Here is a 23,488-nt window from a genome sequence, read left to right as displayed (position 1 = left end):
TCGTTGACCCTAGATGGTCGGTGAACGGGTTTGGCTGTTTCCAAGAAAATTTCCGTCATAGCCGATTTCAGCATCACACCCATCGGGCTGGGAACGACCAGTTTGGGGAGGTACATCGGAGAGGCTGTCAACGCCATGAACAAAGTGGAAGGCGTCCGCTGTCAGGTAACTGCCATGGGCACCATCCTTGAGGCGGAGAAGCTGGAAGTCATATTGGAGGCGGTTAAGGCGGCTCATGAGGCGGTCTCCAAGATGGGAGTCCAAAGGATGGAGTCAACGCTGAGAATCGACGACCGGAGAGATAAACCTCGAACCATGGAAGACAAGGTTGAAGCCATAAAAAGCTACATGCAGAAATAGCTCTAGAACCCTGCGTGAGAAACACTCTTCCACGGGATCAGGGAGGAGAATGAAGGCATCATCGATAGGGAAGCCGACGGACATAGCCAGATTGCTTTTACAAGAGAAAAAGCAGAATCCACATATGCACGGTTGCTTTAGGAAAAGTTTACCTACCTCCAGCGGCTTTTTTGCTGTTAACCGAGGTGGAAACTTTGGGCTGGGTCGGCATCCATAAGAAGGGGGAGATTTCAGTGGAAAAAATGCTGGAGAAACTGAGGGAGAACCCTCGTTTTCACGAGGTAGGAGCCATAGGAATTTTCATAGGCATCGTCCGCGGGTTTTCCTCCGAAGGCAAACCTGTCAGAAGCCTAAGCTACGAAGCCTATGAGGATGAAGCCCCTGCGGCCATGGAGAAAATTCGAAAAGAAACCCTCGCCAAGCCCAGCGTCATCGAGGTTCAGATTCACCACGTGGTGGACGACCTCAACCTTGGGGAGGACATCGTCTACGTGCTGGTGGCTGGGAGCTCTCGGGAGGATGTCTTCCCAACCCTTCAAGCAACCGTCGACAGAATGAAGGCGGAGGTACCCATCTACAAGAAGGAAATACTGGAAAACGGAACCGCCTACTGGGTTTCAGAGGCAGGCTTCCGCCTTCGGGGCAGAAGCTGACCTGCTACCTCTGAAGGCGGATGTCTCCGGTGAATTCTTGAAGAGTGTCCTCAAACTCCCTGTCCGTTAAACCTCTTTTGAGTTGATAGGATTTTTCCACCAGCCTCTCCCGCAGCTGGTCTACCAGTTTTTCAGGGAAGCTTATTCCCAGCCGTTCCAGTTTGGCTTGGACAGCTGCCTTACCGCTGTATTTGTCGATGGTGATGTTCATCTCCCGCCCCACATCCTCCGGAACCACCAGCTGGTAGGTGCGAGGATGGCTTATCAGCCCGTGAACATGGATGCCGCTGGAGTGGTTGAACATGTTGGCTCCTACGATGGGGGCGAAATGCCCCACAGGTATCCCTGAAGCCTTCTCCACGAGGCTGGAAAGCTCCGGCAGCCGTTTGAGGTTTAATCCCAAATCCTTCCGATAGAGGAACTTCAGCCCCACCACCACAGGCTCTAAAGCGGCATTACCGGCTCTTTCCCCTAAACCGTTGACGGTGGTACTAATCCACGAGGCCCCCCCTTCGACTGCTGCGAAGGAATTGGCCACCGCCAGCCCTAAGTCGTTGTGAGCGTGGATCTCAATGGGCAGGCCTCCGTCCTTCAAAAGCCTCCTGACCAAGGATGAAACAGCGGTGGGATGCATGGCCCCCACAGTGTCAGCCAGCCTCAGACGGTCGGCTCCCGCCTCCTTGGCGGCTTGGGTGAATTGAAGCAGAGCCTCGTAGGACGTACGGGTGCCGTCTTCCGCCGTCACCGAAACGTAAAGGCCGGCGGATTTCGCTTTGAGGACGCTTTGCTTCATCCGTTCTATGGCCTCTTGCCTTGAGATTTTCAGTTTATGTTTCAGGTGGAGGTCTGAGGTGGCCATGGAGACAGTTACGGCGTCAGCGCCGCAGCGGACCACGGAGTCCACATCCCTAGGGACAGCTCGACACCACCCCATGACGCTGGCATGTTTTACCTCCTTGACTATCCGTCGGAGGGCTTCCTCTTCCCGGGGGGAGCTGACCGGTACACCTGCCTCTATTTGGTGAATGCCTATTTCATCCAGAAGCTTGGCTATCTCCACCTTTTCTTCGACGGTGAAGACTACCCCGGGTGTCTGATGGCCGTCCCTTAGGGTTGTGTCGCAGATTTGGATTTGGCCGTTTAGGTTCGGCTCTCTGGTATATGGACTAAGGAAACAATCTTCCTCCGGGTCCATTTCTGTGTCCACCGTAGTTTCCACCGCGGTTTTATGCAGATATATAATGCAGTTTTTTACTAATCATATTTAAATTTTTCATTTCTGTACGTTTTTAGGGTTGTTTCTTTACATACTTAATTTTAGGTATTCCTTTCATCCTACAAAAGTCTTAAATAGTAAACATGTGTTTTCTTTTCAGCCCTCCTTCACTTATTACAGAGGGGTAATTACCTTTAATAAAAGGCGAAAATGTTGGAACAGCTCGTCCAAGAGGAGTCCAAAGAGTGCGAGGAGTTAGCTGGGTTATTTAAAACTTTAGCCAACCCAAAAAGACTGCGAATCCTGTTTCATCTTCAAAAAAACTCCGCTACCTTCACCGAACTTTTGAAGAAAATGAAAGACAACCCCAAAGTGCTCAGCGACAACTTGAACACCTTGGCGGAAGGGAAATTGATAGTGAAATCCTACATTCACCAAGTCTACGTTCTGACCCCCTTAGGTCGAACAGTCCTGCAAAACTTGAAAAGCGAGTTACTGCGTCAGATTAGGAGGTATAAAGAAAGCCGATTGAAGGGGTGGGAAGAAAAAACTTGAGGTGAAGCCGAATGGAGTTCCCTGTAGAAATAAGCGAGATCCATGAAGGGGAAAGAATTCGGAAACCGGAAATGCGGCTGGAGTTCGGGGGCTTAAATGTGGATAAAAAATTTGAAGTAGCCCTAGTCCAGCCTCCCGGCCAAGTGGAAGATGGAAAAATAACCATCGTAGGACCAGACCTTCCCCAATTAGAGGAGGGGCGAAGCTACAGGCTGGGAATCCTCATAGAGGTAGCGGGGGAGAAGGTGGAAAAGGATCTGGAAGGTGTTCTCGAGCGTCGAACCCACTATTTTCTCAACTACATTGAGGGTGTGATGCACCTTAACCAGAGGTCGGACATATGGATCCGCATCAGCAAGAAGGCCTACGCCAAGGGACTGAACTCCCTCAACTGGATCGGGCGGGCGCTTATTATGCTTTTCAAGAAAACCTTCCCCATCATCGAAAAGATTCAGGTCACCTTCTTCACAGACCCGGAGAAGGTGGAGGAATTCTACCCAAAAGCCTTGGACACCTACGCGGCCAGAGACGCCAAAGCCCGGGGGATGATGGAGGAGGATGTGGACGAGTTTTACGGCTGCCTCATGTGCCAGTCCTTCGCTCCCTCCCACGTCTGCATCATAACCCCCAACAGGATGGGCGGCTGCGGCTCCATAAGCTGGTTTGACGCCCGAGCAGCCTACCGAATAGACCCGAAAGGCCCCAACTTTCCAGTTCCCAAGGGGCAATGCCTTGACCCGGTGAAAGGCGCCTACGAGGGAGTTACTAAGACGGTGAACGAAAGGTCTTTGGGAGCCATCCAAGACGTTTGGCTTCACACCCTTTTCCATCACCCCCACACTTCATGCGGCTGCTTCGAGGCCATCGCCTTCTACATTCCGGAGGTCGACGGTATCGGAGTGGTTCACAGAGAGTTCAAAGGCTCCGCGGTCAACGGCCTCAGCTTCTCCACGCTGGCAGGGCATACCAGCGGCGGGGTTCAGAACGAAGGTTTCCTAGGAATCGCCATCGAGTACCTCAGGTCTAAAAAGTTTCTCAAGGCCGACGGAGGCTGGGAGCGGGTGGTATGGCTGCCTTCGCAGATTAAGGAAAGAATTTTAGACGCCATCCCCGAAGACCTGCGGAGCCGAATAGCCACAGAGAAGGAAGCCGGCAACATAGAAGAGTTAAAGGTTTTCCTCCAAAAAGTCGACCATCCGGTGGTTCAACGGTGGAAGGCCCCGGAAAAGCCGGCTGCCGAGGTGGAGGTGGAGGCTGGCTTAGAAGCGGCGCCCATGGAAACGGTGCCTCTTCCCTCTGAGGCTTACCTCACCGCTGTTTCCCCCACAGGAGGAGGGTTTAGGATTATCTTGAAAAACGCCAAGATCATCGCTGAGAAAGTGATAATCAAGCGGGAGGAAAAGAAGTAAAATGGGCGAAGACTCCGAGGTTCAGATTCTCGGACGGAAACTTCATGAGCTACTGGAGAAGCTGGGAGAAATTGAAATAGAAGGAGTGGAAATAACTGCTGAAGAGCTAACCCTAATATTTCAGCCCACCCTCACAGCGGCTGTACGTCCCCCCGTCGAAGCTGCTGCTCCCAAACCTGAAGCCGTCACGCAGCTTATGGAAGCTTCCTTCACTCCCCCAATTCACCAGTATCAAGGCCAAGTAGTGGAGGTTCAACTGGGCGCCACGAAAGCTGAGGGGGGCAGCCGAGGGAAAGTGCTGAAAGTAGGAGGTGAAAAATATCCTCCTCTCTACGGCTTCGAGGGGCTAAACCCCCACCGGCCTGTTTTCGCTATCGACATCTTCGACATGCCTCTCACCCTCGCCAAGCCGGTTAGGCAACATTACGAAGATGTAATGGACGACCCTGGGGAATGGGCTAAAAAATGCGTGGAAGAGTTCGGCGCTGATATGGTGGACTTGAACTTGGTCAGCACAGACCCGGGGTTGAAGGATGCCTCCCCTCGAGAAGCAACCAAGGTGGTCGAAGAAGTCTTGCAGGCCGTTGACGTCCCCCTCATGATTGGGGGGTCGGGAAACAAGCAGAAGGACCCTTTGGTCTTGGAGGCGGCTGCGGAAGCAGCCCATGGGGAACGCTGCATCATCAACGGAGCCATGCTGGACATCGACTACAAAAGGGTGGCGGAGGCTGTGAAGAAACACGGCCACGTGGTGCTCTCTTTTACCTCCATGGACATCAACAACCAGAAAAAGCTCAACAGGCTTCTGCTGGACGAAGGCCTCACCCCCGAGCAGATCGTCATGGACCCTACCACGGCGGCCCTAGGCTACGGTCTGGAGTACACCTTCAGCTTCATGGAGCGGATGAGGCAGGCGGCTCTCAAAGGCGACCCAGAGCTTCAGATGCCGCTGGTAGGCCCTGTGTCCAACGCTTGGGGAGCCCGGGAAGCTTGGCTTAAAATCGAAGACTGGGGTCCTAGAGAGGTTCGAGGACCTCTGTGGGAGGTCGTCACAGCCACCACTCTTCTCTCAGCCGGCTGCGACATCTTCTTGATGAGCCACCCCGCTGCCCTTCTGGTGATGAAGCAGCTGGTGGAATGTTTTTGGGGAGAAAGGAAGGCTGAGCAGAATATCGAAAACTGGATCACAGCCTTAGGGTGATGGAGCCATGCCGGAAAAGGTTACCATGCTCACGGTCTATAAGCTGCTTCCCCAAACCAACTGCGGCAAGTGCGGTGAAGTAAGCTGCATGTCCTTCGCCGCCAAGCTACTGGACAGGAAGGCGGCGGTGGAGGAGTGTAAACCCCTCATCGAGGAGGCTTCCAAGTACGGGAAGCAACACCAGCAGTTGGTCAAGCTCCTCGCCCCGCCGGTTCGGGAGGTTGTCATAGGCGTCGGGGACAGAGCTGTCAAAGTGGGCGGGAAGGAAGTGATGTATAGGCATGAGTTAACCTACCACAACCCCACCGCCTTAGCCGTCGATGTCAGCGATAAGTTGGAAGACTCTGAGATAGTGGAACGGTGCAGAAAGGTGGAGGAATACCAAGTCACACGGATGGGAATGCCTCTTAGGTTGGATATGGTGGCCATCCGCTGCGCTTCCGACAACCCTGAAAGGTTCGCTCAGGCCGTGGCTTTGGCGGCTAAAAACTGCAGCCTCCCCATGATTCTATGCTCCTTCAACCCTGAAGCTTTGAGGCTGGCGGTGGAGCAGAAGGGAGTCTTCGACCGGAGGCCGCTTCTCTACGCGGCTACCAAGGATAACTGGAGGGAAGTCGCCACCTTAGCTCTTCAATATAAGCTGCCTTTGGCTGTTTTCGCCCCCAACAATCTCCCGCTTCTCAAATCCCTAAGCCGAACCCTCCAAGCCATGGGGCTGAGAGAGCTGGTCTTAGACCCCGGAACCTACACCGAAGGGCATCTTCTCGGGGAGACCTTCAACAACTTCACCATGATCCGGCGGGCTGCCATCGAGCAGGAAGACGAAGAGCTGGGCTACCCCCTCTTGGCAGCGCCCCTCACCGTTTGGATGGCTGGGGAGAACCCTGGGGATCCTCAGGCTCTTGCCTTTAAAGAAGCCTACATGGCGTCGCTCTTCCTCGTCAGGTTTTCAGACATCCTCATCCTCCACGCCTTGGAGCCTTGGACCCTTCTCCCTCTCGTCTCCCTGAGGCAGAACATCTACACTGACCCTCGGAAGCCTGTGGCCATAGAGCCGGGTTTAAGGGAGGTGGGTAAACCTGATAGACTGTCCCCCGTGTTCGTGACCACCAACTTCGCCCTGACTGCCTACACGGTGTTGGGCGACTTGGAGTCGGCGGGGATTTCAGGCTACGTGCTGGTGATCGACACAGAAGGCTTGGCTGTGGAGGTTTCCGTGGCCGGCGGCCAGTTCACTTCCGCCCGTGTAAAACAGGTGGTTGAATCTTCAGGTATCGAAAAGAAAGTGGAGCATAGGAAGCTGATCCTCCCTGGAAAAGCGGCTAGGCTGAGGGGAGATGTGGAAGATGACACTCACTGGGAGGTTATGGTAGGCCCTCAGGATTCATCCCAGATCAAGGATTTCCTGTCGAAAAGCTGGCAAGTTCCTGAGGCCCGGCCTCCAGAGGGTCGAAAAACCTGAAAATCTGATACATGGTAATCGGGATGCGTTTTCACATAGAAGTCCTCCACCCCAACAGGTGCATCGGCTGCTACAACTGCGTCTACGCCTGCTCCAGGCATCTTTACAATGCCGTGGATGTCAACCGCACAGCAGTCTTCGTTCGAGAAACTGGAAGCCTAGAGAACCCCTACCATGTGATAGCATGCCGGTTTTGCAAAGACCCTGAATGCGTCAAAGCCTGTCCGCAGGAGGCCCTCAGCGCTCTTCCCGAGGGAGGCATATCGCTGACCCCTGCCAAATGTGAGGGATGTAAAACCTACGACTGCGTTCACGCCTGTAAGCTTGGGGCCTTGGCCATAGACTTCAAGGCTAAGATACCTTCCCCCATTGTCTGCGACCGATGCGGAGACTGCGCCAAGTTCTGCCCCCACAACGTCTTCAAATACGAAGAAATGAAAGAGTGACCTGTGAGGAAAATGCGCGAAAGAATTCTCTACATCGACTTGACGGAGCAAAGCACCAAGGTGGTGGAAGGCGGGGAGCTGTTCAAAAAATACTTGGGAGGCCCGGGTGTAGGTTCTAAACTACTTTTAGAAGAATGCCCACCTCGCGTTGACCCCTTCTCCCCCGAGGCTCCTGTAATCTTTACCGTCGGGGCTTTGACGGCTGTTTTCCCCTGCATGGTCAAGGCCTTCGCCTTCTTCAAATCACCCTTGACAGGCAACCTAGGCGAAAGCCACGCCGGCGGCCATCTGGCCACAGCTCTCACCCTAGCCGGCTATGGGGCTGTGGTGGTCAAGGGAGCCGCCGAGAAGCCCTCGGTCCTCAGGATCTCGGATGAGGAGGTGAAGCTGGAGCAGGCTTCATCCCTTTGGGGGGTTTCCACTTTTCAGGTGGAAAAAACTTTGAGAGGCTCCCCTGAGGGGATGAGAAGCGTAGTGTCCATCGGCCGGGCGGGAGAAAACCTCGTCTACTACGCAGGGGCTCTGGTAGACCGCTACCATCACTTTGGCAGACTGGGCTTGGGGGCTGTGCTGGGAAGTAAGAAGCTTAAAGCTTTGCAGGTCACCGGAACCAGAGAGCGGCCTCTGAAAAAGGCGGATGAGGCCAAAGCCCTCTACGAGGAGTTCCACCGGAAGATAGTGGAAGGCGAGGTGATGGCTAAATACCACAACTTAGGAACCCCGGAAAACCTCCTCGTCCTGAACGAGATGGGCGCCTTGCCCACCAGAAACTTTCAGAAGCCCCGGTTTGAGGGTGTGGAGAAAATTTCCGGAGACGTTTACGCGGAGGCCTTTCTGAGGAGAAAAATCTCCTGCCCCGGATGTCCCGTCGCCTGCATCCATGTAGCCCGGCTGGCGGTGCCCTTCGCCCCTGAGCATGAGAAGGCTAGGCGGGAAATCTTCACGGAAGAGTTTCAGGTGCCCTATAACTACGAGCCCATGTATGCCTTGGGCTCCAATTTGGAGATCAGCGACCCTGAGGGGCTGCTTCGCCTCATTTTCCTCTGCGAATATCACGCCCTAGACGCCATGATAGCGGGAAACGTCCTCGCTTGGGCTACTGAAGCCTATGAGAAAGGCTTGGTGAGCAGGGAAGACAGTTTAGGCGTTGTCCCCCGGTGGGGGGACTGGGAAAGCTACGCTCGGATGCTGGAAAACATCGTGGAAACCAGAAATCCCTTCTACGCCAAGCTGGCTCAAGGAGTGAAGGCGGCGGCTGAGAAGTACGGGGGACTGGACTTCGCCATGAACCTGGGGAAAAACGGGCCGGCAGGCTACATGACCGGCCCCGCCTTTATCGTGGGAGGCCTTGTGGGAGCTCGGCATTCCCATCTCAGCAACGCAGGCTACTCCGTGGACCAGAGGGCTTTGAAAAAGCCCCTGACTCCTAGGGAGATGGCGGAGCGGCTGGTGGCTGAGGAAAACTGGCTCTACGTCCTCTACTCCCTCGGAGCCTGCTACTTTTCTAGGAGAGTTTACACCGAGGAAGCTGTGGTCAAGGCTCTGAAGGCGGAGGGGGTGGAAACGACCGTCGAGGAGCTTAAGGCTTTAGGCAGGAAGATTTTCCACAACCTCTACAAGTTTAAACTCCAAGAGGGCTTCAGGCCTTCTTTCAAGGATGTTCCCGGGAGGTTTTTTGAGGGGGAAACATCGCTGGGGAAACTTGAACCTTCCCAGGTGGAAGAGATTCTCTCCCACTACGTCAAGCTCAGGCGGAGGGAAGGTTTGAAACTGGTGCCTGAGGAAAAAATGCTCATGGACCTCTTGGCGCCTAAAAAATCCAGAGGAGAGGAAACCTAACCATGTGCGAATTTAAAGTCTACCTGAAAAACCGTGAAGAAAGAATCGCTGAGGACATACTCTACGCCTGTATGGAAGAGGGGGGAACTGTTCTCCGCGACGTCATAGGGAACTGGAAGAAGGTGGGGGGAGTCTTCATCAGCGAGGTGGACGTGGGCGGGGAAGTTATGAAGCTGACTCCTTCGCCCCTCTTCCAAGAGCTGCTGGGTTTCATCGACTCCTACAGCCGGTGGGAAACCTGTCAGGCGAGCTTGGAGGAGCTGGAATCCGCGTGGGGGAAGGTTAAGGCCAAGGGCGAGGAGCTGATACGCTCCCTGAGGGTGAAAGCAGGGGATAAGGCAGGTTGACCTTCTCCGTGGCGGTTTCAGGCAAAGGAGGAACAGGCAAAACCACCATAGCAGCCCTACTGACGAGGATTCTGTGGGAGAAAACAGGGAAACTGGTCTTAGCCGTGGACGCTGACCCGAATTCCAACTTGGGAGAGTTTCTAGGAGTCCGCCCGTCGAAGACGGTGGGCGACATCAGGGAAGACCTTCTGAGGGAGAAAGACCGGCTTCCTCCAGAGCAGACTAAGGATGAATACCTCAACTACATGATTCTGTCCTCCATCGTCGAGGCGGAGGGCTTCGACCTGCTTACCATGGGCAGACCCGAGGGGCCGGGCTGCTACTGCTACGTCAACACCATCCTCCGAAGACTTTTGGATTCCCTGGAAGGCAGATACGCCTTCATGGTGGTGGACTGCGAGGCGGGACTAGAGCATTTCAGCCGCAGAACCACCCGAGACCTAGACGTCCTCCTCATCCTCACCGACGCGACCAAGAGAGGCCTGACGACGGTGGAAAGAATCAAAGAGCTGGTGGGAGAGCTGGACCTCCGCTTCCGCAGCCTCTTTATCCTCGGAAACAGGATACCCCCCGAGTTCAGCGGCCAGTTGGAGGAGGAAGCCAAAACTATAGGTCTACCCAGTTTGGGAATGATACCCCCAGACCCTCAGATCCAACGGTTGGACTTGGAAGGGGCACCCATATTCAAGCTGCCTGAAGCCTCCACCACCTACCGGTTTGTTGAAGAGGTAGCCGGGAGGCTGCTGAAACTTCAGAAACCCATGCTGGAAAGGAGCTAACCATGAAGGTAGCCGTGGCCGGTAAGGGAGGAGTCGGCAAGACCACAGTGGCCGGAACCCTAAGCCGACTGCTGGCGAGGGAGGGCTATAGGGTGTTAGCCGTGGACGCCGACCCGGCTATGAACCTGGCCTACACTCTAGGGCTCCCAGCGGAGGCAGCCGCTAAGATCGTGCCTCTGTCCGAAAACTCGGAACTCATCCGGGAGAGGACGGCCTTCGACGCGAGCACAGGCGTCTACAAGCTTAACCCCAAAGTCAGCGACCTAGCGGAAAAGTTCGGCGTCCCAGCCCCTGACGGAGTTCAGCTTCTGGTCATGGGAACGGTTAAGCTGGGAGGCACAGGCTGCATGTGCCCGGCTAACGCTCTCCTCCGCGCTCTTCTTAGAAACCTGCTTCTCGAAAGGGGAGAAGCGGTGGTCATGGACATGGAAGCCGGCTTGGAGCACTTGGGCAGAGGCACCGTCCGCGGGGTGGAAGCGCTCTTGGTGGTGGTGGAGCCGGGAGGCCAAGCGGTGGAAACAGCCAAACGGATAGAACACTTGGCCCAAGACTTGGGGATACCCAAACTCTATGGCGTGGGGAACAAGTTAAGGAGCAAAGAGGAGGAGGATTTCATCCGCCAAACCCTCTCCGCATGCGGCATTCCTTTGCTGGAAATGATCCCCTATGACTTGAAATTGGCTGAGGCGGACAGGGTGGGAAAGGCTCCTCTCGACTATTCACCCTCGTGCCCTGCTGTCGAGGCCATAAAAAACCTTGAAGAAAGCTTGAAAAAGCTCAACCCATAATTCTGGCGGACTTGGATAAGGGGCCGGCTGGCGGAGAAATTTTAAGCCAACGGGCCTTTATGTAGGCCGAAGTAGCTCGGCTGAAAAAGTATAACACATATGACATATATGTTACATTTCGCATTCCGTCGCTGTTTGGGAAAAATTTTAATACTGAATGGTTTTGTTTAAATTGAGGTATTATCCTTGAAAATACTGCACGAGTTTGTTCCAACCCGTAAGTTTTTGAAACTTGCCGAAGAAACCAAGAACCTAGTTGACGGTTGGAACGTCACCGACAGCGCTGCAGGAATGCCTGCGCCCAGCGGCACCGCCATAAGCTGCCTGCTCAAGACCAGATACCCGGAAAAGATAGTCATACCCATCTTCATCCTGCACTATAAGGGCCCTGTTGAGGTGGGCGGTTTAGCCCTGGCGGCGGACGCTGTGCCCCTGGACGGCTTGGTGCTTACCATGGGCGATATTCCAAAATACGGTGAACCCATCAAGATGTTGAAAAACTCGGAGGAGGCTCGGGATTTCCTCAAGAAGACGGTGCGTCTCAAAAACCTGAAGCTGGGCTGTTTGCTCAGTGCACGGCTGGCCGCCAGCATGGAGAGTACCCTCGCCCGTGTGAGGGGAGACTGGGACTTTGTCTTCTTCATGAGGCTTGACGATAAATCCTTCGACCAGTTGAAGGTCATAGCTGAAGAGTGCAAACGCTTGAACAAGCCTATCTACTCCTACTTCTTGGTGGGGACTCCCAAAAATGCGGAGATGGTTAAAATGATCGGGTGGCCTGTCACCGCCACCATGGACCGCGCTGAAGAATTCGCAGCGAAGCTTGAGGGGGTTGTGGACGGCATCATCGCAACTTGCGCTGGAGACTACGAAGGCGACAAAGAGCTGCTGGAAAGGCTTCAGAAATTCAGAAGCCGCTGAAGGATAGATGCCAACAGAAGTCTAGACTGCAGCAACATCCTCCAGCCCGTTTGATATACACGCTTTGTTTTAGGTGTAGGGTTAATTATTTTGTCACCCTACATCCTCAGCCTCACGGAAGGGATAATCCCAGTTTTTTCAGGTATATCTTGTAGGGGCCAAGTTTGCCGCCGAAGTTAGCGGCTGAAATCTTCACCACCCCTGGAACGGCTGCGGAGGCTTCGATACCTTTCTTCATAGCTTCCTTGACTGAAGCCAAGTTGATGCCGTTGAAGATGAGCTCGTAGACGCATTTGACGCCTTCAGGGATCAGCGTGTCGGAGACCACATCCCGGAGGACAGGGCAGTAGAGGTGGTTGGTGGAGGCTGGAAGCTTATACTTCATGGAGCCGACCTTAGAGCCCGACCGGCAGACGCCGCCTGGGAAGCTCATGACCACTCCGTCCACTTTACCCACCACGGCTTCCACCGCCCTTTCAGCTGCCTCAAGTCCGGCTTTGGCGTTTTCCGCCAGCACAAGGAAGTTGCCTCCGGCTACACCCAGTTTCACTCCAAACCGGCTTTCGATGAGGAATTCTCCCTCCATGACGGGGATCCGCCAGACCGTTCGGTCCTTCACGGTGTCCTTTTTCTGGAAGCCGTCTCCAAAGTATCGGATGCTGGCTCCTATCTTCAGCCTCTTCACCGCTTGGCTGCCTAAGGCGTCAAAGGCAGCGGTGGTGGGACAAGTTAAGACGCATTGGCCGATCCTCCTCAGCAACTGGTCTTTGAGGCCGTGGCCGCTGCTGTGGTAGATATGAACGATAGCCCCAGGTCTTCCGTCAGGGGTCTCATCCCCGCTCACCGTCTTTTCAACCCCAGCTTCAGCAGGGGACATGATTATGGAGACGGCGAAGCCTGTGGCTGCCCTAGCGGAGGTTAAGGCCCATTTCTCGTTTTCCGCCGTTATCAGAAACCTGCTCACCCACATGGGGAAAGCTTCGGCGAAGGTGTCTTCAATTTCCACTTGTTTGGACATCGCTCCTCCTCTCTTTTTGTTTATTCTCTTTTTTAGCCGCGGAAAGTTTAAAAGATTTTCCACAGAGCCCTTGTGCTCGCTTATTTACGGGAGATTGGTATTTTTATGATGAAATTTTACTTAAATCGGATAACCGGAAGGTAATGGAAAGTTTAAAGAGGCTTTTCGCCTTATTTTTTCCCTAAAGGTGATGGTTGTGGTTGTGAAGATCGGATTCGTCAAATTAGGAAACATCGCATCCGCCCCTCTTCTCGAAATGCTTCTGGACGAAAGAGCTGACAGGGAAGACATAGACGTGAGAGTGGTAAGCTCCGGAGCCAAACTGGGGCCGGAGCAAGCGGGGGAAGTGGCTGACAGCATCTTAAGCTTCAAACCTGCCTTCGTGGTGGTGGCCAGCCCCAACGCTGCCCTGCCGGGTCCCGCCAAGGTTCGGGAGAAGATGGCTGGAGCCGGGGTGCCTACCATCGTGGTCTCCGACGGTCCATCCAAGAAGATAGCCAAAGAACTGGGGGAGAAAGGCTTCGGCTACATCATCGTGGAGGGGGACGCCATGATTGGGGCTAGGAGGGAGTTCCTCGATCCCGTGGAGATGGCGGTGTTCAACGCTGACATCATCAAGGTTCTGGCCATAACCGGCAGCTTCCACCTCCTGTACACTGAGCTGGATAGGGTGGTGGAGGCTGTGAAGAAGGGAGAGAAGCCGGAGCTCCCCAAGATAGTGGTGAACAAGGAAAAGGCCGTGGAGGCAGCGGAGTTTCAGAACCCCTACGCCAAAGTGAAAGCCCTAGCCGCCTACGAGATGCTGAGGAAGGTGGCGGAGTTAGATGTGGAAGGCTGCTTTGTGGTTCAGGAAAGAGAACGCTACATTCCCTTGGTGGCAGCGGCCCACGAAATGGTTAGGGCGGCCTCCAAGATGGCTGACGAGGCGAGGGAGATCGAGAAGGCCCCTGATGTTCTCCTGAGGAAGCCGCACCACAAGGACGGAAGCCTCATGGCCAAGCGGAAGCTCATGGAGAAGCCTCAAAAGCTTTGATGGGGGGTTTAAACGGAAACTTAAATTCCTGCAAGAAGAATAACAGAAAAGGTGGAAGAGAGTTGAAAGCAGTTTTGATAACCGGGACCTCCATAGCTCAAGCTCAGGGGAAGGAACATGGAAAACTCTCCGCCAAGTACAAGGACAGCGTGGCCGTGTGCGAGATGGATGAAAGCGACATGGCCGCCCTCAAGATCGAGCCGGGGCAGACCGTGAAGGTTACGTCACCCTACGGGAGCATAACCGTTAAGGCGGCTAAATCTAGGGAACCCCGCCCGGGTTTGGTTTTCATTCCCGTGGGCCCTTGGGCCAACCGCCTCGTCGGGCCGGAAACCGGAGGGACAGGCACTCCCAGCTATAAGGGTCTGGAGGTTGAAGTTGAACCTGCTCCGGGGGAGAAGGTTCCTGACCTGGAGGAACTCATGGCTGAAGCTAGAGGGGGAAATGAAAAATGGTAGTGGTTAAGAATGTCTTATGCAGTTTTTGCGGCTGCGTCTGCGACGACCTGGAAGTTTCCGTGGAGGACAACAAAATCACAGGCGTAAAATACGCCTGCGCCCTAGCCACCGAGAAATTTCTACATTCTCAAGAAGAACGAAACCCGGATCCCCTCATGAGGGCGGACGGAGGCTTTCGGAAAGTCGGCCTTGAGGAAGCTTTGGACAAGGCTGCTAGAATCCTGGCTGAGGCCAAGTATCCGCTTCTCTACGGGTGGAGTAACACCAGCTGCGAGGCCATCAAGGTCGGCATAGAATTGACAGAGGAGGTGGGAGGGGTCCTCGACAACACTGCTACCGTCTGCCATGGAGTCGGCTTGGAGGCCATACAGGACGTGGGGGAGCCCACAGGCACCTTGGGAAAGGCTAGGCATAGGGCGGACCTCATCATCTACTGGGGCTGCAATCCCTCCCAAGCCCACATCAGGCATACAACCCGTTATACCGCCTTCACCAAGGGTCTTTTCAGAAGCCAGAGAAAAGACCGGAAAATCGTGGTGGTGGACGTACGGAAGACCGTTACCTCCAAGACCGCGGACCTGTTCCTTCAGATTGACCCCGGAAAGGACTACGAGTTGCTCTCAGCCCTGAGGATGGCTGTGAGGGACATGGAGTTTGAAACGGAAGCCGTGGCCGGGGTTCCGGTGGAAAAAATCGAGGAGCTGGCTGAAATGATGGTGAGCTGCGAGTTTGGGATGCTTTTCTTCGGCCTCGGCCTAACCCAGTCCAGTGCAAAAAACGAAAACATCGCCGCCGCCATCTCCTTGGTGAGGGACCTCAACCTCAAAACCAAATTCCTCATGCTGCCCATGCGAGGCCACTACAACGTCACAGGAGCCAACAAGGTTGCCTTATGGCAGACGGGCTATCCTTTCGCCGTGGATTTCAGCCACGGCTATCCCCGGTTTAACCCGGGAGAAACCTCCGCCGCCGACCTGCTGGTTCGGGGGGAAGTAGACGCGGCGCTGGTGGTGGCCTCCGACCCTGCTTCCCACATGCCTTGGGCAGCTGTGAAAAACCTAGCCAACATACCCGTCGCCGTGGTGGACCCAACCCTCACGGCCACAAGCCTTTTGGCGGATGTGCGGATTCCCGCGGCCTTCAACGGCATCGAATATGGAGGAACAGTCTACCGGATGGATGGAGTGGCTTTGAAGACCAGAAAATTCGTGGAGCCTCCGCCCAACTGCCTTCCAGATGTGGAGGTGTTGGAAAATATACTTCACAAGGTTAGAAGCCTCAAGGAGGTGGCTTGAGTGGAGCTTCTGATCAAAAACGGCATCGTCTTCGACCCCCTCAACGGGATCGACGGCCAGAAGATGGACATAGCCATCAGGGACGGCAAAGTGGTGGAGTCGGTGAGCAGCGGAGCCCGGGTTATCGACGCCTCCAACCTTATGGTCATGCCTGGGGGAGTGGACCTTCACTCCCACATCGCTGGGTCTAAGGTGAACGCGGGGCGGCTGATGAGGCCTGAGGACCACTTCAGGGACCCGGAGGCTAAGACGCCTACCACCCGGTCTGGGGTGGGGAGCACCGTGCCCTCGGTCTTCACCACCGGCTACCGTTATGCCAAGATGGGCTACACCACGGTGTTCGAGCCGGCTACCCCCATGTTGAAGGCAAGGCATACCCACGATGAGCTGGACGATATACCCATCTTGGATAAGGCTTGCTTCCCCCTCTTCGGCAACGACGTCATCTTGCTGGAGTATTTGAAGGCGGGGAGAATCGAGGAGGCAGCCGGCTACGTGGCTTGGATGCTGGAAGCTGTCAAGGGCTATGCCATAAAAATCGTCAACCCCGGAGGGCTGGAGGCTTGGAACTGGGGTGGAAACGTACTGGGGTTGGATGAGGAAGTTCCAAATTTCGGCATTACACCTAGGGAGATAGTTCGAAGCCTCTGTAAGATCAGTAAGATGCTGAACCTTCCTCACCCTATTCACCTTCATCCCAACAACCTAGGCCGCCCCGGCAACTACGAGACCACCATCGAGACCATGGATTGCGTGAGGGACCTAGCCGGGGAGAAGCCTGTCATCCACCTCACCCACGTGCAGTTTGAAGGCTACGGAGGCCGAGACTGGCTTTCCATGAGCTCCGAAGGCGTGGAGATAGCCAACTACGTCAACAGACACGGCCATGTCAGCATCGACCTAGGTCAGCTTGTCTTCGGAAACGCCACCACCATGACTGCGGATGGACCCTTCCAGTTCCAGCTCTACCAGCTCACCGGCAACAAGTGGACTAACTCCGATGTGGAGGTGGAGACTAGCGCAGGGGTTGTCCCCTACTTCTACAAGAGGTCCAACTACGTCAACGCCATCCAGTGGACCGTGGGCTTGGAGCTGGCCTTGGCCGTCCGAGACCCTTGGAGGGTATTCCTGACCACCGACCACCCCAACGCAGGGCCCTTCACAGCCTATCCGAAGGTAATAGCTTGGCTGATGAGCCGGAAGGCTAGGGAGAGGGTTCTCTCCAAAATCCCCCGGATGGCTAGGAAGAGGTCTAACCTCAGCTCCTTGGACAGGGAGTACAGCTTCTCGGAGATAGCCGTCGTAACCCGGGCGGGAACAGCCCGGTCGCTGGGCCTTAAAAACAAAGGCCATCTAGGTGTGGGAGCTGACGCCGACGTCGCCGTCTATCCTCTTAACCCCCGGGAGGTGGACCCGTCCAAAGACTACAAGAAAGTGAGGAAGGCCTTCGGAAACGCGGTCTGGGTTGTGAAAGAGGGCCAAGTGGTGGTGGAGAAAGGCGAGATCAAGACTGCGCCTCGGGGGAAGACTTTCTGGGTTAAGCCTGACATCGAGGAAGATGTCCTCCGGCTGGCCGCGGCGAATTTGAAAGCCAAATTCAGGGAATACTACACCGTGGAGTTCGACAACTTCATCATCCCTGAGGACGCCCTAGCTCGACCGCAGGTTTTGAAGGCGGGGTGAAAAGTTTTGGTGGAGATCAAACTTCAACTGAAAAAAGCCCCAAAAGTTCCCGTGTTCGCGGAGGCCTTGTCGCCGAAAGCCTTCGCCGGAAAATCCAGCGGAGAAATTGAGGAGCTTCCTCTCCTAGAAGGCGGACGGTCGGCTAAGCTGGGAGAGTTCTTCGATGTGAAAGTCCAAGGTGAGCCTGCCGCCGACTCCAGCCAATGCGATGTCACCCTGAAAGGGGACCTTTCCAAGTTCAGGTATGTGGGGAAGGGAATGGACGGCGGCAAGCTTGTGGTGGAGGGAAACGTCGGCTTCTATCTGGGGGAGGAGATGGCCGGCGGCTCCATAACGGTGAAGGGCAACGCTGCCTCTTGGACTGGCTCCATGATGGCCGGCGGCCAGATTGAAGTCTTCGGTAACACCGGCGACTACTTGGCAGCCCCCTACCGAGGGGTTCAAGAAGGCATGCTCAACGGCTCCATCATCGTCCACGGCAACACCGGCACCCATGCGGGTCTCTGGATGAGAGGCGGAGTCATCTCCGTGGATGGGAATGCAGGCCAGTTTTTAGGCCACAGGATGCAGGACGGAGTTATCCTCGTCAAGGGAAACTGCGGCCCCCGCGTCGGCGCTGCCATGAAAGGAGGGCGCATCATCGTTCAGGGAGAGGTCGCTGAGATTCTTCCCAGCTTCACCTACACGGAGATAAAGGACAAAGCCAAGGTGGGAGCTGAGAAGATTCCCGCGTCCTTCTACGTCTACACCGGGGACAGCCTCGAAGGAGGCAGCGGGAAGCTCTTCGTTTCACGATGTCGAAACCGCCGCCTCAACCCTGAAGGGGAAGTCTTCCCCGAAGGAGTCAGCGTCAACCAGCTGACCGTTCCCTTGGTGGAGAAGCTCATCAACGAAGCGGAGAGGCTGGGAGTCCAAGTTACCAAGCACAGTTCAGGAGCCGTGGTGGTGGACGTAGGCCTTAAAGCCAAAGGCAGCGAAGAAGCGGGGAAGATCGTGACCCTCATTTGCCTAGGCAACTTGGCTGAGATATCCATCGGCAGGGAGAAATACGGTGAAGACTTGGAGCTGCCGACTCTCTACGAGACGACCACAGGCCACCCGGCCGTAGCCACGCTGGGGGCTCAGTTTGCAGGATGGGCCATCAAGACGGAGGACTATTTCGCCATGGGCTCCGGCCCGGCGAGGGCGCTTTCCCTCCAGCCTAAAAAGCTCTACCAGAAGCTCTGTTACAAGGATGAAGCCAAGGTTGCTGTGATCCTGCTGGAAGCCGACAGCCTTCCCACGGAGTCAGCGTTGAAGCTGATGGCTGAAACTTGCAACGTCCCCTTGGAGGGCTTGTACGTGCTCATAGCCTCCACCTCCAGCCTCGTGGGCTCAGTTCAGATAGCCGGGAGGGTGGTGGAGACAGGCATCCACAAACTCACCGAACTGGGCTTCAACCCCAACAAAATCCTAAAGGGGAAAGGCTCAGCTCCCATAGCCCCCGTGCACCCCAAGAGCGAGGTGGCCATGGGCATCACCAACGACATGATCCTCTACGGCGGCGACGTCTACTATGAGGTAGCCTGCAAAACCGACGACGAAATCATCAACATCATCGACGAGGCTCCCTCCATCGCTTCCAGGGACTACGGGAAACCCTTCTATGAGACTTTCAAGGAGGCGGGAGGCGACTTCTACAAGATAGACCCCGGCCTCTTCGCGCCCGCCAAGATCACCCTCCACAACGTGAAGACAGGAAACACCTTCACGGCCGGCAAGATCAGCGCCCCCATCCTCAAACGCTCCCTCGCTCTCCTAAAAACACCCTAAACTTTTTTTTATAAAAAACTTCAGCGTGATTTTTCCGGGTTTATTCTTTTAGGGAAGTTCCCATCAGCGAATGACAGATAATAATATAAATTTTTATGACAACAAACCGGTCGAACTCTTTAGTCCATCAGAGTTATAAGGGCAAATTTTAATTTACCTTGAACTAGCTATTAAAGTCCAAATTCGCCGCGTGGCTGGGGTGACTGTTGAAGGGAACCTATGGGGCTGGGAGACTCCAAGGCTTAACCCGTCTTTTCCTCGTCTTCATCGTCCTCTTCGGATTGTGGTGCGCCTTGGTGGGCGTGTTCGCTGCGGATGAGCTGCTGGTAGGCGCCCTCTCCAGCTTGCTGGTGGCTTTTTTCACCTCCCGCCTGATGGTTTCCGGCGGCGTCCGCGATAAGGTTGACCCTGCCAAGTGGTTTTGGGCCGTTGTCTACTTTGTCTACTACTGGTTTTACGCGGAGGTGAAGGCGCACTTCAGCGTCATCAAGCGGATACTCAGCCCCAGCCTACCCATTCGGCCGGGAATAGTTAAGGTTCCCTACACCACCCAGTCTGACTGCGGGATAGTCTGCGTGGCAAACTCCATCACCAATACTCCGGGAACAGTGACGGTGGAGGTGGACGAGGCGGAGAAATGCTACTACGTCCACTGGATCGACGTCCTAAGCCTCGACCCCCAAGTCTGCCGGAGGGAAATCAGCTCAAAATTCGAGGAATACACCAAGAGGTTTTTCAGTTGATGGACGCCTTTCAAACCTTCCTGCTGGCAGCTCTGTTCGGCCTGGTGGTAAGCCTCTGCCTCGTCTTCTACAGGGTTCTCCGAGGCCCCACCGCCCCCGACCGGGTCTTAGCCGGGGACACGGCTGTAAGCATGATTGTGGCCCTCATGGTTTTGCTGGGCGTCTACCACGAGGAAGCCATCATGCTCGACGTGGCTCTTCTCCTCGTCTTCCTTTCCTTCATCGGGACGCTGGCGATTTCCAAGTACCTTGAAAAAAGGGGGCTGGGAGACTGACCTGGCTTCAAGCCCTGGGATGCGGAATAATCTCCTTGGGGATCTTCGCCTCCTTCGTAGGAGCCCTGGGGCTTCTCAGGCTTCCCGACGCCTACACTCGGATGCACGCGGCCACGGTGAGCGTGATCGGGGGAGCCGTGGTAACCGTCTTCGGCCTCGCCCTCTTCCTCGGAGCCTCAAACCCCATCTCCAGCCTGAAAGTCCTCATCATCGCCGCGGTTATTTTTTTCACTTCCCCGGTTGGGTCCCATGCGATTCTGAGAGCCGCCCATAAAAGCAGGGTGCCCCTCTGGCCTAGGTCGGTGTGCGACATGCTGAAGGAGGGGGAGAAAGATGTTTGAGCCGCCGGGCGTAGTCTTCAACTTTCTCCTCATCGTCATGGTTTTCCTCATACTGGTTTTCATCGAGCTCAAAGACTTGCTTTACGCGGTTGTCGTGGCGGCTGTTCAAAGCATTCTGCTGGCTTTCCTGTTCTTCATGCTGAAAGCCCCGGACATCGCCCTAACCCAGGTTACCATCGGAGCCGGCATTCTCACCGCTCTTTTCGTGGCTGTGCTGATGAGGACTTCGAGAATGGAGGAGGAGTAGGTTTGAGGAGGCTTGTGGAGTTTTCTTTTCTGGCAGCGGTGAGCTTCACTCTGATCCTGATCGCAGCCTTCTATCTTCCCCCCTTCGGCGCGCATCCCTTTCCGGTGGGTCAGTATTATGTGGAGCGGAGTCTTGAGGAGGTCAAAGCCTGGAACAGCGTGCAGGCTATCATCTGGGAGTACCGAGGCTACGACACTCTAGGGGAGACAGCTGTGCTCTTCGCGGCTGTGCTGGGGGTTGTCACCCTCTTTAGGAGGATGGTAAAAAGTGAGAGGAATGAGCATCATCGTTAAAACCGTGGTCAGGCTTATCGCCCCGGCCATGCTGCTGGTAGGGGTCTCCGTAGCCCTCCACGGGCATCTCACGCCGGGAGGAGGCTTCCAAGGCGGCGTCATGCTGGGCAGCACCTTCCTCCTTCTCCTCCTAGCCTTCGGCTTAGACTTCATGGAGGGCAAGCTTGGTTTCCGGTTTGGAGACAGCCTCAGAGGCTTGGGCGCGGCGATGATTCTGCTGGTGGGCCTTTTGGGGCTGACCTTCGGCTTCTGGTTTTTCTCCTGGCCCTTCAGAAACGAGGCTGTCTACCTGTTCGGGGTTCCCAGCGAGTTTTTCAGCTCAGGGAACCTCCTGCTCTACGACATCGGGGAAGCCATCCACGTAGCCGCCGCGTTTCTGATAGTGTTCTACTGCTTCGCGAGGAAGTGATGAGGTGAACTTTCCCTACGCTGTGTCCATGGTAATCATTCTGCTTGGCTTGTACTGCATCCTCCGAAAAAGAAACCTCATCAAAATAATCTTGGGAATGGGCGTCCTAGCCGACGGAGTGAACCTCTTCTTCATCAGCCTAGGCTACAGGGCTGGGGGTATATCTCCCGTCCTCACCGAAGAACGCATCGAACACTTCTCAGCCTTCACAGCCGCGGCGGTAGACCCTCTGCCTCAAGCTCTGGTCTTAACCGCCATCGTCATCAACATGAGCATCGCCGCCTTCGCATTGGCCTTGGCTGTGAAAATCTACCAGCGTTTCGGAACCTTAGACATGAGAAAAATTAGGAGGCTTCACGGTTGACGGTGATCCCCCTAGAATGGCTTCCAGTGTTCTCCATCATCCTCCCGTTGGCTGCGGGATTTATCCTCGTCGCCGTGGGCTCCTTCGTCCCAGTTAGGCTTCAGGCTTGGTCAGCCTTCGCAACCACGGCTGTGACCTTCAGCTTAACGGTCTCCCTCCTTTTCGCGGTGATGGACGGGCAAGTTGTCACCCACCAGATGGCTGGGTGGAGGCCGCCCTTCGGCATCGTTTTAGCTGTGGATTCCCTCAACGGGTTTGTAGCCGCGGTGGTAGCCGGGATCACCATGCTGGCGGCTCTCTACTCCATCGAATACATGAAACATGAGGGAGGGCAGACCTACTACTACGCGCTTCTCATGCTGATCCTAAGCGGCATGATGGGAATAACCCTAACCGGGGACCTTTTCAACCTCTTCGTCTTCTTGGAGCTGTCCAGCGTCGCCACCTACGCCCTCGTAGCCTTCAACCTCGACCACGAAGGCCTTGAAGCCGGCATAAAATACTGCATCATGGGGGCTACGGCTACCTCCATGGTTCTCCTCGGCATCGCCCTCCTCTACGGCGCCCTAGGAACCCTCAACATGGCGGACATAGCTCAGAGGCTCGCGGGGGAAAGGTTTCTCCCTGGAACCTTGGAGGGAAACGCCTTAGTGGCTCCCTTGGCCGTGGCGCTTCTCATCTGGGGCTTCGGAGTTAAGGCAGCCGTTGTCCCCATGCACACCTGGCTTCCCGACGCTCACCCCGCGGCTCCCAGCCCCATCAGCGCCATTCTTTCGGGAGTCTACATCAAGGTCGGCCTCTACGCCATGGTCAGGGTTCTGTTCACCGCCTACCATGTTCAGCCGGGAGAAGCGCTGTTGATTTTCCTCTCCACCCTAGGCGTGGTAACCATGGTTTTCTCAGGGTTTATGGCTTTAGCCCAAACCGACATCAAACGCCTGCTCGCCTTCTCCAGCGTGATGAACATCGGCTACATCCTTTTCGGCGTGGGGATCGGAAGCCTTCTAGGCCTCACCGGGGGCCTGTACCATCTCCTCAACCACGCGGTTTTGAAGTCTCTTCTCTTCTTGGCCGCAGGGGTCATCGTCCACCAAACTGGAGTTAGGGACATGTCCAAGCTCGGCGGGCTGGGGAGGAAGATGCCCCTCACCATGGGCGCCTTCGCCGTCGGAGGCTTTGGAATAGCCGGGGTTCCCCCCCTCAACGGCTTTGTCAGCAAGTGGATCATCTTCAAGGCGGCCATTGAAACAGGGCAGCCGCTTTTCATCTTCTACGTGCTCCTAGGAGCCGTTATGAGCGTTATCGCCGTAGCCTACATAGTGAACGCCTTCCGCAGCGTCTTCCTAGGCCAGCTTAGGCGGGAGCATGAAAACCTTCGGGAAGCCGGCCCTCTGATGCTGGTTCCCATGCTCGCTCTGATGGTGGCGGCTGTTGTTTTCGGAGTGTTCCCCCAGCTTGGCTTGAACTTCGTGGAGCCGGCTGTGCAGGCGGCTTTACATCCGGGCAACTACGTTGAGCAGGTGTTGGGAGGTTAGAGCTGA

General features: G+C 55.4%; 27 protein-coding genes. 25 read left to right on the top strand and 2 right to left on the bottom strand.

What is annotated here, in order from left to right; genetic code table 11:
* Positions 1 to 30 precede the first annotated feature (30 nt).
* A complete protein-coding gene (locus tag BWM17_RS06120) occupies positions 31 to 360 on the top strand; it encodes an MTH1187 family thiamine-binding protein (RefSeq protein ID WP_309493054.1) in 330 nt (109 codons plus the stop codon).
* A 170-nt stretch (positions 361 to 530) separates the two neighbouring features.
* The gene (locus tag BWM17_RS06115; protein ID WP_309493053.1) at positions 531 to 1,013 is read left to right on the top strand and encodes a molybdenum cofactor biosynthesis protein MoaE; all 483 of its coding nucleotides are present in this window, start codon (positions 531 to 533) and stop codon (positions 1,011 to 1,013) included.
* Positions 1,014 to 1,017: 4 nt separating this feature from the next.
* On the opposite strand, the gene BWM17_RS06110 is transcribed toward BWM17_RS06115, so the two are convergent.
* Positions 1,018 to 2,220, bottom strand: coding sequence for a homocitrate synthase family protein (locus BWM17_RS06110; protein ID WP_309493052.1), 1,203 nt, complete (start codon positions 2,218 to 2,220; stop codon positions 1,018 to 1,020).
* A gap of 222 nt (positions 2,221 to 2,442) precedes the next feature.
* Between BWM17_RS06110 and BWM17_RS06105 the strand changes: the two genes are divergently transcribed.
* From BWM17_RS06105 to BWM17_RS06060, 10 genes are all read left to right on the top strand, one after another.
* Entirely contained in the window at positions 2,443 to 2,784 is a 342-nt protein-coding gene (locus BWM17_RS06105; RefSeq protein ID WP_309493051.1) for a winged helix-turn-helix domain-containing protein, read from the top strand.
* Positions 2,785 to 2,795: 11 nt separating this feature from the next.
* A complete protein-coding gene (gene cdhC, locus BWM17_RS06100; protein ID WP_309493050.1) occupies positions 2,796 to 4,193 on the top strand; it encodes a CO dehydrogenase/CO-methylating acetyl-CoA synthase complex subunit beta in 1,398 nt (465 codons plus the stop codon).
* A 1-nt stretch (position 4,194) separates the two neighbouring features.
* A complete protein-coding gene (gene cdhD, locus BWM17_RS06095) occupies positions 4,195 to 5,394 on the top strand; it encodes a CO dehydrogenase/acetyl-CoA synthase subunit delta (RefSeq protein WP_309493049.1) in 1,200 nt (399 codons plus the stop codon).
* A 7-nt stretch (positions 5,395 to 5,401) separates the two neighbouring features.
* Entirely contained in the window at positions 5,402 to 6,856 is a 1,455-nt protein-coding gene (gene acsC / locus BWM17_RS06090; RefSeq protein WP_309493048.1) for an acetyl-CoA decarbonylase/synthase complex subunit gamma, read from the top strand.
* Positions 6,857 to 6,879: 23 nt separating this feature from the next.
* Positions 6,880 to 7,302, top strand: a complete 423-nt coding sequence (locus BWM17_RS06085; RefSeq protein ID WP_309493047.1) for a 4Fe-4S dicluster domain-containing protein — start codon at positions 6,880 to 6,882, stop codon at positions 7,300 to 7,302.
* Between the two features lie 12 nt (positions 7,303 to 7,314).
* The gene (locus BWM17_RS06080; protein ID WP_309493742.1) at positions 7,315 to 9,141 is read left to right on the top strand and encodes an aldehyde ferredoxin oxidoreductase family protein; all 1,827 of its coding nucleotides are present in this window, start codon (positions 7,315 to 7,317) and stop codon (positions 9,139 to 9,141) included.
* Positions 9,142 to 9,143: 2 nt separating this feature from the next.
* Positions 9,144 to 9,488 (top strand): CooT family nickel-binding protein, encoded by a 345-nt coding sequence (locus BWM17_RS06075; RefSeq protein ID WP_309493046.1) that lies wholly within the window; start codon positions 9,144 to 9,146, stop codon positions 9,486 to 9,488.
* Positions 9,485 to 10,267: an AAA family ATPase gene (locus BWM17_RS06070; protein ID WP_309493045.1), complete on the top strand. Its 783-nt coding sequence runs from the start codon at positions 9,485 to 9,487 to the stop codon at positions 10,265 to 10,267. The genes BWM17_RS06075 and BWM17_RS06070 overlap by 4 nt, the downstream gene beginning before the upstream one ends.
* 2 nt (positions 10,268 to 10,269) lie before the next feature.
* Complete coding sequence (locus BWM17_RS06065) at positions 10,270 to 11,055, top strand: AAA family ATPase (protein ID WP_309493044.1); 786 nt, start codon at positions 10,270 to 10,272, stop codon at positions 11,053 to 11,055.
* Positions 11,056 to 11,241: 186 nt separating this feature from the next.
* Complete coding sequence (locus BWM17_RS06060) at positions 11,242 to 11,976, top strand: hypothetical protein (RefSeq protein ID WP_309493043.1); 735 nt, start codon at positions 11,242 to 11,244, stop codon at positions 11,974 to 11,976.
* A 112-nt stretch (positions 11,977 to 12,088) separates the two neighbouring features.
* Here BWM17_RS06060 and fhcD read toward each other — a convergent pair whose 3' ends face one another.
* Positions 12,089 to 12,994 carry a formylmethanofuran--tetrahydromethanopterin N-formyltransferase gene (fhcD, locus tag BWM17_RS06055; protein ID WP_309493042.1) on the bottom strand — a complete coding sequence of 302 codons (906 nt, stop codon included), beginning with the start codon at positions 12,992 to 12,994 and terminating at the stop codon, positions 12,089 to 12,091.
* 196 nt (positions 12,995 to 13,190) lie between these two features.
* Here fhcD and BWM17_RS06050 point away from each other — a divergent pair, with 196 nt between their 5' ends.
* The 13 genes from BWM17_RS06050 to BWM17_RS05990 all read left to right on the top strand — a co-directional run bounded on the left by BWM17_RS06050 (position 13,191) and on the right by BWM17_RS05990 (position 23,482).
* Positions 13,191 to 14,027 (top strand): F420-dependent methylenetetrahydromethanopterin dehydrogenase, encoded by an 837-nt coding sequence (locus tag BWM17_RS06050; RefSeq protein WP_309493041.1) that lies wholly within the window; start codon positions 13,191 to 13,193, stop codon positions 14,025 to 14,027.
* 62 nt (positions 14,028 to 14,089) lie between these two features.
* Entirely contained in the window at positions 14,090 to 14,485 is a 396-nt protein-coding gene (locus BWM17_RS06045) for a molybdopterin dinucleotide binding domain-containing protein (protein ID WP_309493040.1), read from the top strand.
* Positions 14,479 to 15,780 carry a formylmethanofuran dehydrogenase subunit B gene (locus BWM17_RS06040; RefSeq protein WP_309493039.1) on the top strand — a complete coding sequence of 434 codons (1,302 nt, stop codon included), beginning with the start codon at positions 14,479 to 14,481 and terminating at the stop codon, positions 15,778 to 15,780. Before BWM17_RS06045 ends, BWM17_RS06040 begins: the two co-directional genes overlap by 7 nt.
* A complete protein-coding gene (locus BWM17_RS06035; protein ID WP_309493038.1) occupies positions 15,781 to 17,463 on the top strand; it encodes a formylmethanofuran dehydrogenase subunit A in 1,683 nt (560 codons plus the stop codon). It abuts the gene before it with no gap.
* A 9-nt stretch (positions 17,464 to 17,472) separates the two neighbouring features.
* Complete coding sequence (gene mch, locus BWM17_RS06030; protein WP_309493741.1) at positions 17,473 to 19,275, top strand: methenyltetrahydromethanopterin cyclohydrolase; 1,803 nt, start codon at positions 17,473 to 17,475, stop codon at positions 19,273 to 19,275.
* 206 nt (positions 19,276 to 19,481) lie between these two features.
* Complete coding sequence (locus BWM17_RS06025; RefSeq protein WP_309493037.1) at positions 19,482 to 20,018, top strand: Na+/H+ antiporter subunit E; 537 nt, start codon at positions 19,482 to 19,484, stop codon at positions 20,016 to 20,018.
* Positions 20,018 to 20,293 (top strand): cation:proton antiporter, encoded by a 276-nt coding sequence (locus BWM17_RS06020; protein WP_309493740.1) that lies wholly within the window; start codon positions 20,018 to 20,020, stop codon positions 20,291 to 20,293. The genes BWM17_RS06025 and BWM17_RS06020 overlap by 1 nt, the downstream gene beginning before the upstream one ends.
* A gap of 35 nt (positions 20,294 to 20,328) precedes the next feature.
* The gene (gene mnhG / locus BWM17_RS06015; RefSeq protein ID WP_309493036.1) at positions 20,329 to 20,634 is read left to right on the top strand and encodes a monovalent cation/H(+) antiporter subunit G; all 306 of its coding nucleotides are present in this window, start codon (positions 20,329 to 20,331) and stop codon (positions 20,632 to 20,634) included.
* The gene (locus BWM17_RS06010) at positions 20,627 to 20,881 is read left to right on the top strand and encodes a hydrogenase subunit MbhD domain-containing protein (RefSeq protein ID WP_309493035.1); all 255 of its coding nucleotides are present in this window, start codon (positions 20,627 to 20,629) and stop codon (positions 20,879 to 20,881) included. The genes mnhG and BWM17_RS06010 overlap by 8 nt, the downstream gene beginning before the upstream one ends.
* A gap of 2 nt (positions 20,882 to 20,883) precedes the next feature.
* Entirely contained in the window at positions 20,884 to 21,174 is a 291-nt protein-coding gene (mbhE, locus tag BWM17_RS06005; protein WP_309493034.1) for a hydrogen gas-evolving membrane-bound hydrogenase subunit E, read from the top strand.
* Positions 21,158 to 21,583 (top strand): MnhB domain-containing protein, encoded by a 426-nt coding sequence (locus BWM17_RS06000; RefSeq protein ID WP_309493739.1) that lies wholly within the window; start codon positions 21,158 to 21,160, stop codon positions 21,581 to 21,583. Before mbhE ends, BWM17_RS06000 begins: the two co-directional genes overlap by 17 nt.
* Before the next feature lie 4 nt (positions 21,584 to 21,587).
* On the top strand, positions 21,588 to 21,947 hold the full coding sequence (locus BWM17_RS05995) for a cation:proton antiporter subunit C (RefSeq protein ID WP_309493033.1): 360 nt from the start codon (positions 21,588 to 21,590) through the stop codon (positions 21,945 to 21,947).
* Between the two features lie 2 nt (positions 21,948 to 21,949).
* Positions 21,950 to 23,482, top strand: a complete 1,533-nt coding sequence (locus BWM17_RS05990; protein WP_309493738.1) for a complex I subunit 5 family protein — start codon at positions 21,950 to 21,952, stop codon at positions 23,480 to 23,482.
* Positions 23,483 to 23,488: the final 6 nt, after the last annotated feature.

The organism is Candidatus Hecatella orcuttiae (assembly GCF_002009985.1).
Taxonomy (GTDB): domain Archaea; phylum Thermoproteota; class Bathyarchaeia; order Hecatellales; family Hecatellaceae; genus Hecatella; species Hecatella orcuttiae.
Note: the sequence above shows the minus strand (reverse complement) of the source record. Positions and strands in the feature narration are given on the sequence as shown.